Consider the following 16252-nt stretch of genomic DNA (forward strand, 5'->3'; position numbering starts at 1 on the left):
CCGCCGCCGATCCGACGACTCGCGCCCGGTGGGCAGTGGGAACCGCGCTCGGGATCCTTCACCCGTCCGCCGTTCCGCTGCGTAACGGCAGGGTCTGGCTGACCGGTCGCGATGACATGGTCCCGGCGTACGTGATGCGGGCCCTGGAGGCGCAGCTTGCGCGCCGGGCCGCGGACCGTGCCGCTGACAACCGCCTGCTGGCCGAGGCCATCTGCGTGCTCGGGGCCGAGGTTGCCCGGGCGCGCGGTCAGGTGCCGGCTCGCGGTGCGGTCGGAGCGCTCGACCAGTACTTACGCGGCCCGGGTCTGGACCAGTCCCGCCGTGCCGAGGCCGAGGCGCTGCTCAGATATGCGCTGGCCAGTGCTGCTCCCGACGACCCCGAGGCCGCCGCCAGGCTGGACCGCCTGCCCGGATCGACTCGCCCCGTCGCGGTGACGACGATCGTGTCGGCGTCGGCGACGATCAGCCGCGACGCCCTCGTACTCGGCGTGAACGGGCCGGTGAACGGACCACCGAACCGCTCGGCCGGCCGGCAGCATCGCGCTCCGGTCGGCAGCAACCACAGACGTGCCGAAGGCCGGCGGGTCTGGACCTCGCAAGTTCACGGCACGGGCCTGGTGACCGGTGCCGGTGGACGACCGAGTAGCCAGACCGATCTGACCGGTTCCGGTGCGCTGTCGGCTCTTGCCGCGATGGACCAGGTCGATCTGGCCACCTCGGTGACTGACCGGCCGACCGTCGATCTCCAGCAGCAGCAGGCGATCCTGCGGACGACGGTCACCGACGTACCGCAGCACGTCCGGGTGGAGATCGCGAAGACCACGCTCGGCGCGATGGCGCAGGGCATCATCCGGTCCGGTACGGCGGACGACCCGCACATCCTGCAGATCTCCCCCCGGCTCGCCGACGAACAGCTGCGTCACGTGTGGACCCACCAGCTTTCGCTGATGACGCAGGAGATCGCGGCCGCACAGGCGGAGCGGCCACACGGCGTACTGCGGCGACTGAAGTCGGTCTTCGGCCACGAGCGGCGCGACCGGCGGCTCCACGCCGACCACGCGGCGTACCAGGTCCTGGTGCGGGACTGGAAGCAGGCCCGCGACGAGACGCTGGCCAACGGCGCCCCCAGCGGGCCGCGCAGCCTGTCGGATCTGGAGCGCGATCTCAACGGCCTGGCCAGGACCATCCGCCGCCACGGCGGCGCCGAGCCCGTCCTCCCCTGGTCGGCCGAGGCGAATGCAGGGCCTGATGCCAGCGCGTTCGGCGTCACCGCAGCACGCGTCAACGAGCGGCTTGCGCCGCACTCGGTCGCGCACCTGCGCGAACAGGTTGTCGCTCAGATCCAGTCGCTCGAGGCCGCGGTCACCGAGCTCCAGTCGCAGTCGGCCACCAAGGCGGAGACTGCGCTGGCCGCTACAGAGTTGGCCGAGGAGACCAGACGCAAGGCCGATGATGAGGAAGAGCAGGGTCTCGACGCCGGCGCCGCCGAACGTGCCCGGATGCTCCGGGTCACCGCGACGGCAGCTGAGAACAAGCATGCTCGGCACACCGAGATCAGTGCCGCGTACGGCGTTGCCGCGGCCGAGGCGCAGCACGCGCTGACGGCGTACCGGACGCTGCTCGACGGGATCGACGCGGGCGGGTCGCAGGGCCAGCTCCGCGCACTGGCCGACGCCGCGCGCAGTCAGGTCACGAAGTACGAGCAGAGCTGCAATACCGCGATGCCGGTCGCCGATGTGCTGATGACCGGTACGCCGGAGGGCACTCCGGTCGAGCTGCCCGTCGACGTGATCAACGAGGAACTGGCCGCGAACGGCGCCTCCCGTCAGCTGCCCCCGACCGGGCCGCTTCCGTTGGAGAGTGCGGAGTACCGCCTGCTGCTCTCGCAGGACGGCATGGTGTTCCCGGTCCCCGGTGACGGCGACAGCAGCATCTCGAAGATGCCCGAGGTCCGGGTCCGGATGCGCGCCCGCAACATCCGGGAGATCACCCACCGCGACTTCGAGATGGCCGAGCAGATGTCCGGCACGCTCGGCGAAGGCGGTATCAGCGCCGGCACCACGAACACCCACTCCGGCAGCACCACCGTCGGAGTGAACCTGCAGCCGATCATGGCGCTGGCCGCACCCGGTACGCCGTTGCACGCGGCCGCCCAGCTGACCAAGCCGAAGATCGAGGTGGCGCACGGCCACACCCTCGCGGACAACGCCGGCGAGTCCGGCTATCACATGCGCGGCAGGGTTTCGGTCCATCGGGGCGAGTCGGTCCTGGTGGAGTGGGACGGCGTCCTCGAGGTCGAGGTCCGCAACTCCCCCACCGAGCCGTGGTCGCCGGTCCGGAGTATCGACGCGGGTCCCCAGCAGACCTGGGTGGCCAGTCCGTACACCGTGAAGGCGGCGTCGACGACGGTGACGCTCGCCGGCCTCGGCCGCGCGCAGGACGTCACCGGCGAGTTCCCGCGCTACACGATGGACAACGTCGACGGTCTGCACGGGATCGCCACCGACGTCATGCGCCAGGCCAAGGACCGGTACGGCGACCTGGACGAGGTCACCGCCAGCCACATCTCCGGCCTGATCGTGACCGACACCCCCCGGCTGATCCACGAGATGAGCCGGCCGGGCGGTGTCACCCGGAGCTTCCGGGCAGCCGACAACAACGAGTACGAACTGACCTGGCAGCTCACACCGGACTGGAGCCAGGCGGAGCTCGTCGGCGAGTTCAGCTTCGAGATGGGGATGGAGGACGTTCCGGTCGGGTTCCTCGGCGGCAACGCGAGCCAGACGTACGGCGCGTCGCTCACCGGCACCGGATCGCTGTCGTTCCCCGGCGTCCGGGACCCGGCCCACCCGGTGGCAGCGGCGACGGCGATGAACGACGTCGGCGGCTCCGGCGTGAACCTGTCGCCGAGCGTCTCGGCCGGACGCAATGTGTCCCGCCAGGGCGGCCAGAACATCAGCAACACCACGATCTCGCCGGTCGTGCACCGATTCATGGGGACGCAGGGCGTGAAGGTTCCGCTCCGCGCGACGGCGACGCTGCGCCGGGTCGGCGACAAGACGGCGCCGATCGTCGTCGATGGGCCATGTACGGCGCACATGCGGGTCGCCGAGAACGACCTGCTCCGCGCCGGCGGACGTGCCGACGCGAAGGCCGTACAGCGGGACGAACACGACGCGATCCGGACGGACCAGGACGGCCGGGTGCTGCTGCGGGCCGACGCGGAGCCGCCGACCGGTCCGCAGACAGCTCCGCCGTGGATGGGCCGCGGGCCGGGCAAGATCCGCGGCGTCGGCCAGGGGCTGGTCCAGAACATCGTCGGCGCCGATGCCGCGTGTCACGACGCGCTCGTCGGACTCCGGGCAGATGGCCTGGTGCCTGAGCTCGACGAGTACGACCGTCCGCGCGGCGACCGGCCCGCGACGCGGTCCCAGCTCGCCAACTACGAGCGCGTCGTACAGGCGATCAGTGCGGCGCGGCTCGGGGCGGGGATCAACGAGGCCTGCCAGGGCGGCCTGATCGTCGTACTCGAGGACGAGGGTCTCGTCGGAACACCGCGCTGGCGGCCGTACCGGTTGACCGTCGACCAGGAGTACGACGCGAAGACCGGGACCTTCGTCTCCGAAGGCCGCGGCACGAGCACGAACGAGAACCAGGTCCCGCTGGGCATCAGCTCGGTGGCCTCCAGCCGGACGATCGGGCGGAGCAGTTCGGTCCCGATCTCCGCCGGGGTCGAAGCCGCGATCGCTCCGCCGAAGGGCGTCCGCGGCTGGGCCGCGAAGCTCAGCGTGAAGGCCAGCCGGTCCGCGTTCATGCGGAACATGAGCTGGACGGCCGGGCTGCGGATCAACCGGGTCACGCTGAGCGAGAGCACCGAACCGCTCGACCGGGTCAAGCAGAACATCCGGATCAGGTTCGCGGAGATCACCGGCAAGGGCGATGCCACGCCGCTGGCCGATGTCCTCGGCAGCATGGAGATCGCCTACGACGCCCCGCTGGCCCGGGCCGAGACGCCGGTGCTCGCGAACGCTCAGGCGCCGACCGCGGAGGCCGTCCAGCAGGCGATGCCGGTCGCCGTCGACGCGGGTGACGCGGCCGACGCACTGGTCGACGCGATTCCGGCGATCCGTGCCGACACCACCGCCCTGCCGACGCTGCACGCGGCGCTGGCTCCGACCAGCCTGATCGCGAACCGCGACTGGATGAACGGGACGTACAAGCCGACGTTCATGGTCGTGCAGGCGCCCGGCAATCCGCTGCACGCCTTCCGGGACGGCACGATCCTGCCCCAGCAGTACCAGGTGCAGATCCGCGGCGAGGCGACCGGCATCACCCATGTGGCGATGACCCAGCAGAACAGCGTCGACATCAACTTCACGATGAGCGATGTCGGCTACACGTCGGGGACGTCCACGTCCGGCGGCGTCAGCGGCAGGGCCGGCGGCGGTCCGGTCGCGGCGGACGGTTCGTCGTACTCCGGAGGCGTGTCGCTCGGCCGGACCGGCGGTACGTCGCAGTCGACCACGGTCAGCGAGACGTCGGGCGAAGAGCGTCTGCTGATCAATGCCGGCACGCACCACCAGTTCCTCGAGCAGTACCGGATGTTCGCCGACATCGTGCACAACGGCCAGGTCGTGAAGACTGTGCCGCTGCCCGATGCGACCGTGCAGAAGCTGATGGCCGAGCGCCGGGCGCTGGAGCTGTACGCGTCCGGCAAGCTCGACCTGCCGCTCAGCGCGGTCAGCGATGCGGCCGAGCGGTACCTGAACGACAAGCTGCCGCTCAGTCCGCGCGTCCGGGGCGGCTTCGTCCGGCGCTACACGCTGGAGAAGCAAGGCGTCACCACCGGGCTGGCGGCCACGCACACGACCGAGCGGTTCGCGGCAAAGCTCCGTGCGGAAGGCCTCACCGCGGCCGACCAGTACAAGACCGAGGACGAGAAGCTCACCGCAAGCATCGACCAGTCCGACGAGCTGGCCAGGACCGGCCGCACGATGCACGCCACCGGGCCCTACAAGGACAGCCTGGGCGCGGCCGAGATCGAGAAGCTCGTGGTGGTCTCGGGACAGTTGACCCGACCGGCCGACCTGTCGCCGCAGGTCGCGGCGCAGATGGACGAGGTGGCACCCGGCCTGCGCACCGCCAGCCCGGTGCTCCAGTCCGGGTTGGAGATCGGCCTCAAACCGGAGAACCTCGGCGGCCAGCTGGACGACATGCTCGCCCCGGACGGGGTCGAGATCCCGATCGAGGCACCGCTCGACGGCCGGGAGCACCCCGACCTGATGGTCGTCGAGGTACGGGCGCACTACGAGGGCGACATCGTCGTCCGCGCCGTACTCACGGACGCCGAGGGCAACATCCTCACCGACGAGAACGGCCGGCCGAAGCTCGCGCCGGAACAGGCCGGCGGCGCCGAGCAGGCGTACGACTACGAGCAGCGCGACCGGTCGGTGAGCCGGACCAAGTCGGTCTCGGTGGGCGCCGACGGCGGGGTTCCGCCGGTGGGCGGGGTCAGCCCCACCGGCGGTCTGTCCACGGACCTGACCACGACCGACACGCTGGGCGACGGGCACCAGAACACCGTCCTGCGCCGGCACGGCAACTTCGTCCGCAACCTGGCGGAGCGGAAGGTCGTCTTCACCACCCAGGTGGTCCGGCGGCACAACGCCGGCGCGGCGACCATGAGCAGCACCAGTGCGAAGCTGCGCCGGCTCGACCCGGATGCCAACGTCACCCGGTCCGCGCCGCGCGAGCTGACCGCGACGCTCTACACGATGATGCCGGAAGGCGAGCTGAAGGACGGTCCGGCGCCGGAGACCCCGGAGCTGGCCGAGGAGCGCCCCGACCACCGCACGGTCCGCCTCCCGGAAGGCGCGATGCCGCTCCGGTCGGTGCCGTTCGGGCGGGGTCAGAAGAAGCAGGACCAGCTGTTCGACAACCTGAGCGCCGTACTGCGGCAGCCGCAGTTCCTCGGGCGCCGCGGCCTGGCCGACTTCCGGCACCTGATCCGGTCGACGCTCAAGCCGAGTGCACTGAAGGCGAAGATCGGGCGGCTGCTCGACGGCGGCATCGACCTGGTGCCGATGGCGCAACCGGGCAACGGCAAGACGATGATCAACGTCACGGTCAACGCCACTCCCGTCGGCTGGGAGCTGGACGGCGACCCGTCCCCGGGCCAGGAGGGCCACGTCTGGCGTAGTCAGCGGGTGGCGCGCGCCGGCAGGTCGCGCAACCGTCGTACGCCGTTGACCGCGACCGGCGGACTGGACGGCGGGATCGTGTCGGTCAGCGGCTCGATGGGTGAGCAGGTCAAGGAGCAGACCGGGGACGCGAAGGGCACCCGGTTCGAGCTCAGCCGCTTCCTCGAAGGCCAGATGGTCACGGTCCGGATCCCGGTCGTGTACGACGCGACGATCCGCACCAGCACCGACAACGGCCGCGGCGAGCAGGTCACGAAGAAGACCACCCACGTGCCGAACCTCGCGAACGGCCAGATGTACGTGCGGATGCTCGCGCACCGCTACCTCGAGGGCCTCCGGCAACTGGAGCAGGGCGCCGAGCTGGACTCCGTGCTGGCGAACTCCCGCCTGCAGGCGGTCCCGGAGAAGCTGGGCCGGCCGGACATCGTCGCGACCGAGTACGGCGAGGGAAAGCACGGCCCGGTGTTCCAGCCGTACCGGCCACTGCTGGCCGCGATCGACCGGGCGCAGGCGACGCAGAAGCCGGTCGTGCTGCAGGTCGAGGAGGACGACGGCACGCAGCGGAAGTACCAGGCCCTGCCCGGTGATCCGGCCCGCAACCGGCCGCCGACGTTGCTCGGCGTGAACGACGGCGGCTTCGCCTCGGCGTTCGCGAGCCTCAATCCGCAACTGGTGCGGATGGCCGAGGGCCGCGTCGACCTGCGCGAGCTCTACAACACAGCGTCGCCGGACGGCAGCTTCAACGGCAAGGTCGCGGCCGCGCTGGAGAAGTCCGGCGTACCGCGGGATGTGCTCAAGGCGCTCGACTACACCACCGCCGCGCGCACGATGACGCCAACGGCCGCCCCTGCCGCGCGCCATCCCTCCAGCGGCCGGACGATCGCACCGACCGGCCACGGACAGACGATGAGCGGACCTTGAAGACGATGATTTCTGGAGATCGAGAGGGGCGGTATGGCATTCGCGGTGGCGCGAACCCGGGACGAGGCGCAGCTGTACCTGGAGCTGCACCCCTGCCCGGACTGCGGGTCGATCGACGCGCCGTGGGAGCAGGCGCTGATCGAGGTCGACGGTGAGCTGACATCCAGCTACGCCGCCATCTGTCCCGGATGCACCGCGCAACGCGAGTACCTGTTCGGTCTGCCGGTTCGGGAGACGCCGGTGCGTGGCTGGCCCACGTTCGGCGGACCGGAGCCGTCGGAGGTACTTGATGCCGGCCAATGGCTGGACGTCGCCGACACTGCCGCCTCCGAAGTCCCCGCGGACCCCGCCGAGGCCGGTAAGGTGCTGGCCGTCGCACGGGCAGCCGTGGACGAGGTGATCAAGTTCGTGCCGCCCGGCGCGGACGGCGTACCGCAGGACGGGTTCTGGACGCGGGAAGGTCGTGCGGTCCGGGATGCGGAGCCGGGACGCTTCCGGCTCGAGCGGTTGCTGATAGCGCGTGACACGTACGACGAGCTTGGCCGAGAGCTAGGAGCGAGGTAACCGATGCTGACCGCTAGGACCCTGACCGAGGCCCAGATCTACGTGAGCCTGGTGACCGCGGCCGATCCGGAGGCCCCCGCGGTCGTGCCGGCCCGTCCCGAGCCGGGAGTCAACGTGACCGAAGGCCCGGACGCGTGGGTCTTCGCGTCACAGGCCGGCGAGATCACCATCCCGTACGCCTCCGAGCGCGCGGCCACGGCGGTCGGCGCGCGCTTCGGCCTGGGCAGGTCGGAGCTGATCGACGCGGCGCAGTGGGCCGTCGTCTCCGCGTCGTTCGCCCGCCGGGCGCTGGACGCCGACATGGCCTACACCGGCGCGCCGGACCAGGACCGCACCATCGTCGAGCTGAACTGGGAGTTCGCGGCCGACGCGGTCGGCGAGGCGATCAAGTTCCTGCCCGACGACGCCGACGAGGTCCCGGACGCGGACATCTGGTCGGAGTACGGCGCCGCGGCGAAGGCCCGGCACCCGCATCTGGTCAGCCGGGCCAAGCTGACCGACGACCTGGAGTACTACCGCGGCACGCTGGAGGATTTCCGCGCGCTGTACAAGCGATCCTGATGTGACGAAGGCCACCGGAAGAAAGTTACTCTACTGGTGAGAAACATGGCGAAAACCTGAACATCAGGTTGCTAATGTCCCCGCTCACAGCCGGTGTCAGTACCGGCACGTCGAACGGGGTGTGCTGGGTTGACGTCTGCCGCGATCACCGAGGACCCGCAGGGCCGCGCTCGCCGGGCACTCGGGGTGGCGTTCGGTATCGCGGCGCCGGAGGCGATCGCCCTTCGTGACGGCACCTTCCGGCTGCGGCACTCCCGCGAGCGGTTGGCCCGGAAGATGCTGCGGCGGCTCGAACGCCGGCTGACCCGCCGCGCAGGCGAGATCACCGACGACCGGCTGGTCGCCGAGGCGGTGGCGCTCGTCGGCGCCGAGGTCGACCGTGTTCGCGGCGGGTCCCGCGCGGACGGCGCGACCCGCGCGCTGGACGCACTGCTCGACCTGCCCGGTCTGCCGGAGGCCCAGCGAGCAGAGACGCAGGCGTTGCTCCAGGACGTCCTCGACGGCAACCAGCTCGCCACCGACTCCGACCTGCGCCGCTTGACCAACGTTCGCGCCCGGCGCCACTCCCCCGGCCGCCCGTTGGCGGCGGACCTCCTCGCCGAGTCGCAGTCCCTGATCCGCGACGCCGAGCGCCTCCTCCGAGCACCCACGCCGTCCGTCAGCGCCGAGTCCGGCGACCCAGTCACCCCGTCGCGCGGATTCCTCCGCCGACTTGTGCAGGAGAGCCGTACGGCGGCCGACGGGTATCGCGAAGCACGTGACCGCCGGGCCGAAGCGCAGTACGACGAGTTCCGGCGGCTCAGCCACGAATGGCAGGAGCGGTCCGGCCGCCGTCCGCTCGAGGACATCGAACGCGAGCTGGCGGCCCTGTCGCAGGCGATCCGGCGCGGCGGGCATCCAGCTCCGCGTCTTCCGTGGGCCGGGGTGCAGGTCGTTGTCCCGGACGTCGAGCTCGGACCCGACGGCAGCTTCCGGGCGCAGGTACGGCGCCAGATCGCCGACCTCGAGTCCGCGGCCGCGGACCAGGCCCACCGTGCCGACGTACGCACCCGCAGCGCGGCGAATGCCGGTGACCAGGCCGCCGAACTGTTCGCGGCCGCCGATCGGCAAGCCGCAAGTCAGGATGCGTCCGCTCCCGAGCGCGCCCGCCGGATCCGCGCCCAGGGCCTCCGTCGTCTGCGCGTCGCCGAGCGCCACGCCCAGATCGCGCAGTACTGCACCGCTGCCGCCGACCAGGCGCGAGCAGCTGCCGACGCCTATCGGACCGTGCTGGAGTCGGCCGACCTGCCGACGGCTGTGCAAGCGGCTGCCGAGCAGGTGAAGGCCTATCAGAAGGCGACCGCGGCAACGCTGCCTGCGGAGGGCGTGCTGCACAACGGCCTGCCGTCCGGGCGGCTGCCACATCTGACCAGGCTGTGCCAGGACCTCAACCAGGCGCTGGCGGACCGCAAGTCGCCGTACAGCTTCACCCCGGACGTTCTGCATCGGGTACTGCGGGCTGAGAGCCGCCGGATCCTCTCGCCGGACGGGTTCGTGCTGACCATCGGCAACGAGCCCCGCGCCGACGTCGACGGACTCGTCCAGTTCCATCTGAAGCTCGATCCCGGTGAGCTGCAGGAGGTCCTGGACAGTCCGCTCACCATCGACGAGGCCCAGGTCGGGCAGGTGGTCCAGGGCGGGTACAACGTCGCCACTTCGGCGATGCAGAACTCCAGTGCGACGGTCGGCGCCGATCTGCGGGTCATGACCGAGGCACTTCCGGACACCAGCAAGCTGAAGGCGGTCGCGAAGGTCGTCTCGCCCGGTGTGGAGTCAGCGACCGGGCGCGGTCTTACGGTCAGCGGCGGAGCCACGGAGTACGCGCAGAGCGGTGCGGTCGAGGCGCTCCGCGGCGAGATCCTCCGGTATCGGTCGACGCAGCCGCGCTGGAGTTGGCGGATCCGTGAGTCGGCGGCCGGCGACTGGTCGCCCGAGCACGTCGTCGACACCGGCGCGGAGCACGACACCGCCACCCTCGACCTCGGCTTCATCCACACCTACACGGTGCCGCCGCCGGCGGACCAGACCGATCTCGAGACGCTCGGCCTGTCGGCGGAACGCAGTACGGCGATGCCTGAGCACATGGCGACCCGGGTCGACGGGCTCAACGACCTGTGCGACCGGACCGTGGCCGAGCTGCGACGGCGCCTGGGATCGCTGGACCGCGTCGGCCACGACCGGATCCGCAGTCTGGTCGCCGAGGATGCGATGACGAGGCTGGACGAGACGACCCGGCCCGGCGGTGTCTGGCGACTGATCACGAACGGCGGGCGGCCGGTCGCCTGGGCGCAGCTGGAGACCGTCGCCGAACTCGAGACCGCAGAGCTGGTCAGCGATAGCTCCCCCGACCACAAGCTCGAGATCTGGCGGGTCGGCAACTCCGGGACGTCCGGGGCACAGGGCCTCAGCAACTCCCGCACCCTCAGCGCCACAGCGACGACCGCGCTGTCCGCGCTGTCCGACGTCGGCTCGTCGACCGTCGACATCGGCCCGGGTGTCCGCGCCGGCCGGAACACCGGCCAGGAGGACACCGCGACCACCGCCGATCTCGGCAGCCGTTGGAGCACCCAACGAGTAGCGCCGACTGTCGGCGTGAAAATGCGGCTGCGGCACAAGGTCACCGTGCACCGCCTGGACCGCGCGGAGTCGTTCACCACCGAGGGCGAGGGTGACGCGTACCTGCGGATGGCGGAGCGGGACGCCTTCCGGTACGGCCTGCCAGTGCCCGCAGCAGCCCTGGTCCGCGAGGACGGCCGCCTGCGCCGCGGCACCGACGGCCGGCTCCTGCTGCGCGGAGACCCGCACCCGACCGACACACCGCTGCACCTGCCGGTCTGGCTCGGCAACGGACCCGGCCAGTTGCGCGGTGCCGGGCCCGCGATGATCCGCGAGCTGACCGGAGCCGACGAGGCCCTGCAAGGCTTCCTCGCGCACCTGTCCCGGCATTCGATGGTGCCGCCGCTGGCCGACGGCCACCCGCTGCCCCAGGGTCTCGCCGGTGAGGATCCGGCCGTCCTGCTCAGCCGGACGGAGAACTGGGAGCGTGCCTGCCAGCAACTCGCCAGGCATCGCCTCGAGACCGGCTACGACCACGCGGCGCAGGACCGGTTGACCTTCCAGCTCACCGAGCACCGCACCGGCCACCCGCCACGGGTGCGGTCCTATCGCATCGCCATCGAGCAGCACTTCGACCGCGCGACGCCGATCGGTGTCGCGGACGACGACATGGTCGTCAACGTGGACATCGGCGTGAGTACGTCGGGTCGCACCGGCAGCCAGTCACGGAGCCTGCCGTGGTCGGCGTCCCTCGGGGTCAGCAACGCGCCGGCTGCGGGCCAGGCCGGGAGTACGCCGCAGGCGCGCGCATCGGTCGGCCGCTCGTCGATGGGCCGCTCCCTCGCGTGGTCGTCGAGCCGCGGCGCGTACCGGATGACGGTGTCCGAGTCGAGCGCGCAGGTCGCGGTGTTCGACGTACCGCACACGATCGCGATCAGCGAGATCACCGATGACGGCACGTCGGTGCCGATCGTGTCGTCGGAGGGCAGCGCGCGGGTCTGTCTCGACAGCGAGTTCTGCGCCGGACCGGCGAGCGCGTCGCCCGCCGTCCGCGACCGGGTCGATCCGGGTTTGTTGCAGACCGCAACGGTCCAGCACGTCGACGCGCGTGATCCGATCGGGCGGCTGATCGAGGCCGTGCCCGAGCTCGGGCGCGGCGACAGCTCCGCGCTGCACCACCTCAGCGCGTTCCTCGCGCCGCGGAACCTGATCTCCCGGCCGGAGCTGCTCACCACGGAGTACCGCACCGGTCTGGCTGTCAGCCCGGCGCCGTCCGACGCGCTCGAGGCGGTACGCCGCCGCGGCCTCAGCCCGCGCCGTACGGCGCTCAGCGTCACCACCCGCGTGGAGAACCTCAGGTACGTCGGCAGCGGGCATCCGATCCTCGCTGAGCTCAACGTGACACTGGCGAGCACCGGCAGTACGTCGGGTGTCTCCACCGGCGCGACCGCCGGCGTCAGCGCGGGCACCGGCTCGGTCTCGGCCGGCGGGCATGCCCACGGCGGATCGATCGGGCTGACCCGGTCCACCACCGTGTCCTCGTCCGGGTCGGAGACGTCCACCAGCGGCGTCGAGCGGACGCTGATGCGCGACGGACAGCACTACCAGTTCTGGGGCGACCTGGTGCTGGAAGCGCAGCTCCGGTCCGGCAGCGCCGCGGTCCGCGCGATCCCGCTGGAGACCGGCGCCGTCGTACTCACGCTCCCCGAGGGCGACGCGCTCAGGGCGTACGGGCGGAACGAGCTGGACCTCCCGCTGCACCAGGTGTCGGACGCCGTCGAGCGGTTGCTCGACGACAACCTCGACCTCCCCCGCCGTACGACAACCGCGCTGCTGCGCCGGTACCGCCTGGAGAAGGCCGGCGCCGACGGGCTGGCGGCGACGCACACGGACGAGCGGCTGGCGAACAAGTTGCGCGAGGCAACGGGTCTCTCGGCGCCGGGCACCGCCGGACTGGACGCCGCGCTCGTCGAGGCCGAGGTCCTGGCGCGGTTGCGGGTCGAGGTGCCGGTGCCGCGCAACTACCAGCAGATGCTCGGCGCGGCCCAGGTCGACCGGTCGTCGCTGCAGGACCAGGACGGCAACGACAGCGACATGTTCCGCGAGGTGTGTGCCGCAGTTGCGGAGCATTCGCCGCACGCGCTGGACGACGCTGTACTGACCAGTGCGTTGCGTGGTGATCTGAGCGGCACGCGATGGCGTAACCAGCTCGACGAGATGCTCGACCCTCGCGGGTTCGTCCGGGAGCTGCCGGTGCGCGACGGCGCCGGCACGCGCAACCTCCGGGTCCGGGTGAAGGTGCGGTTCGTCGGCCCGGTGACCACGGAGGCGGGCGGGACGGAAGGGCAGAGCGGCAACGGGTACGGCCTGCAGCAGTTGTGGAGCCTGAAGGATCGCACCCGGAGTGTGACGGACGGTACGTCGTACAGCGGTGAGGTCGGGGTCTCGGCAGCCGAAGGGGCGTCGGCGACCATCCGGGCGGGCGCGGAGCTCGCTACGTCGACCACATCGTCGAGCAGCGAGCTCAACACCCACATCAGCACCGGTCTGTCGCTCTCCACGGTTCGGATCGAGCGGGACTACGAGGTCGTGATCGAGGTCGAGGACTCCGCGGAGCCTGGTGGCCAGGCGAGGGCCGTGACCCGGCGGGAGGCGTCCGGGCGGATCAGCCTGTCGGTGCCGGCGTCCGTGCTCCACTCGGCGCCTGTCCAGGACGGTCCGGAGGTCGCCGACCATCGAGCCGTCAGGCTGCCGGACAACTACCTCGTCGACGGCACGCTCCCCCACCAGCCCGACGCGCCGCCCGAGAATGCCCTGTTCGAAGCGGCCGTCACACGCCTCGGCCGGGCCGACCTGCTGCGGAGCGCCGGTGTCCGCATGCATCAGACGACCCTGGAGTCGTTGCTCGGCGCCGCGAATCGCGCGGTCGCATTCCGGGAGATGGCCGGCCCGTCGGGACACGAGCTCGTCCCGTTGGCGATCCCCGGCCAGACCTCGCGGGTCGTGGTCGTCCGGGTCCGCGCAGAGGTGTCGGGCCTGGAGCTGATCTCGGATCCCGACGAGGACTCGACCACCCAGCTCGGCGAGAACTCCCGCGAGCTGCGTGTCAGCCAACTGACCGCGCGCAGCAACCGTCTCCTGCCGGGCTCCCGATCGATCGGCGGCACACTGCCCGGCGGCGCGATCACGGTCGGGTTGACCTCCGGCCGCCGCGTCGGCGAGCAGGACACCGGTACGGTCGGCGCACGCCACGAGACCGGCGTGTACGAATCCGGGCAGGTCGTCACCGTCAAGGTCGGCGTCGACTACCACCTCGACTTCGAGCGCCGCCGGATCGACCGCAACCACCGGCCGAAGGTGGAGCGCACCGACTCGGTGCACCGGGCCGCGTCCGGCGAGGCGTACCTGACGATGTTCCGCCACGAGTACGACGCGATGCGGGCCCGAATGGAGGCCGGCGAGCCCGCACTCGCCGGCTGGGATCCGGCGCAGCAGACCAAGCCCGCCCAGGTCCGAACGGTGTCGCAACGTGTCGACGCCGACGAGCAGCACCCGTACCAGCCGCTGGTCGACGCACTCGGCCAGGCCCGCCGCGACGGCGTGAACGTGCGGCTGACGATCCGCGAGTCCAGTGGCAAGCGTCAGGTGTACGTCGCCGGACCGGACGGCACGTTGACGAGCCGGACCGACGGCGAGTTCGCGGCGGCGTTTGCCACGCTGCACCCGCGACTCGCACTGCTCGCGGAAGGCCGCGTCGATCTCCGTGAACTCCACGCGTCGACGTCAGGACGGTTCACCGGAGCGGTCGTCGACGCCCTGCAGCAGAACGGCATCCCCGCCTCGGCACTGGTCGAGACAGACTCGCGCATGCGCCGTACGCCAACTGCTCACGACACCTCCGGCCCGCCCGCGCGCCGGATGCACGCGTCCAACCCGGGGACCGGAATGACGATCGAGTGAACGCCTACGCCGGCTGATCCACGTCGATCCGGATCGCGAGCGCGTCGACGGCAGCCTGCTCGAGCACCTTCTGCTTCGGATCCGGTACGCCGAGGAACGGCGGCCGCACGATCGCGGGCAGGTCCTTCAACCGGGGATCCTCGAGCACGGTGTCGACGGCCCGCCGGTCTCCCCCGCACACCAGTACGTCGAGTCGCGCCGGCGCCAGGATCCGTACGGCGACCTCGGTCGCGGCGGCGAACGCCTCGCGGGCCTGGTTGTCCCGCCGGCGCGCGTACCGCTGCTGCGACCAGCCGCCGGCCTTCGTCGTCCCCTGCACGTGCCGCGACCCGACCTTCGAGTCGAGAAGCTTGCCCCCGGCAAATACTCCGGCGCCGTACCCGCCGCGGCGGACCAGCAGCACGCCGAGCCGCCGCTCGGTCAGCACATGTGCGACGAGCCCCTCGCGTGTCAACACGTCGAGGGGCTCGAAGGGCACGGTGACGACAGCGGTCGAGCCGTCCTCCGCGGACAACGTGACGCTGGTCGGCGTCACGTCGTACCGCACCGCGCCATGGCGCTCACCGAAGCCGTCCAGCCACCTGTCCAGTCGGCTCGGCGCTACCGAGACGGTTCTCACACGTTGAAGCCGAGCGCCCGCAGCTGGTCGCGGCCGTCGTCGGTGATCTTCTCCGGGCCCCACGGCGGCATCCAGACCCAGTTGATCCGGAAGTCGTTGACCAGACCGTCCAGCGCCATCCGGGTCTGGTCCTCGATCACGTCGGTCAGCGGGCAGGCCGCCGACGTCAGCGTCATGTCGATGATCGCCGTGCTGGTGTCGTCGACGGTGATGCCGTAGATCAGGCCCAGGTCGACCACGTTGATCCCGAGCTCGGGGTCGACGACGTCCTTGAGGGCCTCGGTCACGTCCTCGACCTTGGCCGGTGACGTGCCCGGGGCCGCGGCGGCCTCGAGGTCGACCTCAGGCAGCTCGATCTTCTCGTCGGTCTGGTCAGGCATTGCTCACTCCTTCGTTTGCCGCGAGGGCTTGCGCGGTCGCGTCGCGCCAGGCCGACCAGCCCAGCAGTGCACACTTCACCCGGGCCGGGAACTGCGCGACGCCGGCGAACGCCACACCGTCCTCCAGGACCTCTTCGTCCGGCTCGACGTTCCCCCGGCCCTGCATCAGCTCGAGGAACTTCTCGTACGTCGCCATCCCCTCGGACACCGGCTTGCCGATCACCAGGTCCGACATCACCGACGTCGCCGCCTGGCTGATCGAGCAGCCGACGCTGCTGTGCGTGACGCCCTTGACGGTGTCGCCGTCGAGCTCGACCCGGAGCGTGACCTCGTCCCCGCAGGACGGGTTCACGTGGTGCACCTCCACGTCGTACGGGTCCGCGAGACCCGCGTGGTGCGGGCTGCGGTAGTGGTCCAGGATGATCTCCTGGTAGAGGTTGTCGAGCTGCATA

Annotated in this window: 7 protein-coding genes; 4 read left to right on the plus strand and 3 right to left on the minus strand. The window is 71.1% G+C overall.

Translation table 11 applies throughout. The features are described from left to right. The first annotated feature begins 35 nt into the window (after window positions 1-35). The 4 genes from ABT313_RS23585 to ABT313_RS23600 all read left to right on the plus strand — a co-directional run bounded on the left by ABT313_RS23585 (window position 36) and on the right by ABT313_RS23600 (window position 14801). Window positions 36-7121: a hypothetical protein gene (locus tag ABT313_RS23585; RefSeq protein WP_350857558.1), complete on the plus strand. Its 7086-nt coding sequence runs from the start codon at window positions 36-38 to the stop codon at window positions 7119-7121. Between the two features lie 33 nt (window positions 7122-7154). After that, a complete protein-coding gene (locus ABT313_RS23590) occupies window positions 7155-7685 on the plus strand; it encodes a hypothetical protein (protein WP_350857561.1) in 531 nt (176 codons plus the stop codon). A 3-nt stretch (window positions 7686-7688) separates the two neighbouring features. After that, a complete protein-coding gene (locus ABT313_RS23595; RefSeq protein WP_350857564.1) occupies window positions 7689-8246 on the plus strand; it encodes a hypothetical protein in 558 nt (185 codons plus the stop codon). A gap of 129 nt (window positions 8247-8375) precedes the next feature. Then, window positions 8376-14801: a hypothetical protein gene (locus ABT313_RS23600; RefSeq protein WP_350857567.1), complete on the plus strand. Its 6426-nt coding sequence runs from the start codon at window positions 8376-8378 to the stop codon at window positions 14799-14801. 4 nt (window positions 14802-14805) lie between these two features. Here ABT313_RS23600 and ABT313_RS23605 read toward each other — a convergent pair whose 3' ends face one another. From ABT313_RS23605 to sufU, 3 genes are read right to left on the minus strand one after another with little or no spacing between them, the layout of a single operon-like run. Further along, window positions 14806-15420, minus strand: a complete 615-nt coding sequence (locus ABT313_RS23605; protein WP_350857570.1) for an acVLRF1 family peptidyl-tRNA hydrolase — start codon at window positions 15418-15420, stop codon at window positions 14806-14808. After that, window positions 15417-15800 (minus strand): metal-sulfur cluster assembly factor, encoded by a 384-nt coding sequence (locus tag ABT313_RS23610; RefSeq protein ID WP_350857573.1) that lies wholly within the window; start codon window positions 15798-15800, stop codon window positions 15417-15419. Before ABT313_RS23610 ends, ABT313_RS23605 begins: the two co-directional genes overlap by 4 nt. Continuing rightward, window positions 15793-16251 carry a Fe-S cluster assembly sulfur transfer protein SufU gene (gene sufU, locus ABT313_RS23615; protein ID WP_350857575.1) on the minus strand — a complete coding sequence of 153 codons (459 nt, stop codon included), beginning with the start codon at window positions 16249-16251 and terminating at the stop codon, window positions 15793-15795. The genes ABT313_RS23610 and sufU overlap by 8 nt, the downstream gene beginning before the upstream one ends. Between the last annotated feature and the right edge of the window lies 1 nt (window position 16252).

The organism is Kribbella sp. NPDC000426 (assembly GCF_040300265.1).
Lineage (GTDB): Bacteria > Actinomycetota > Actinomycetes > Propionibacteriales > Kribbellaceae > Kribbella.

Excerpts from the sequence above, each read along its gene's own strand:
- ABT313_RS23590 (WP_350857561.1), top strand. The coding sequence starts at position 7,155 with ATGGCATTCGCGGTGGCGCGAACCCGGGACGAGGCGCAGCTGTACCTG.
- ABT313_RS23595 (WP_350857564.1), top strand. The coding sequence starts at position 7,689 with ATGCTGACCGCTAGGACCCTGACCGAGGCCCAGATCTACGTGAGCCTG.
- ABT313_RS23610 (WP_350857573.1), bottom strand. The coding sequence starts at position 15,800 with ATGCCTGACCAGACCGACGAGAAGATCGAGCTGCCTGAGGTCGACCTC.
- sufU (WP_350857575.1), bottom strand. The coding sequence starts at position 16,251 with ATGCAGCTCGACAACCTCTACCAGGAGATCATCCTGGACCACTACCGC.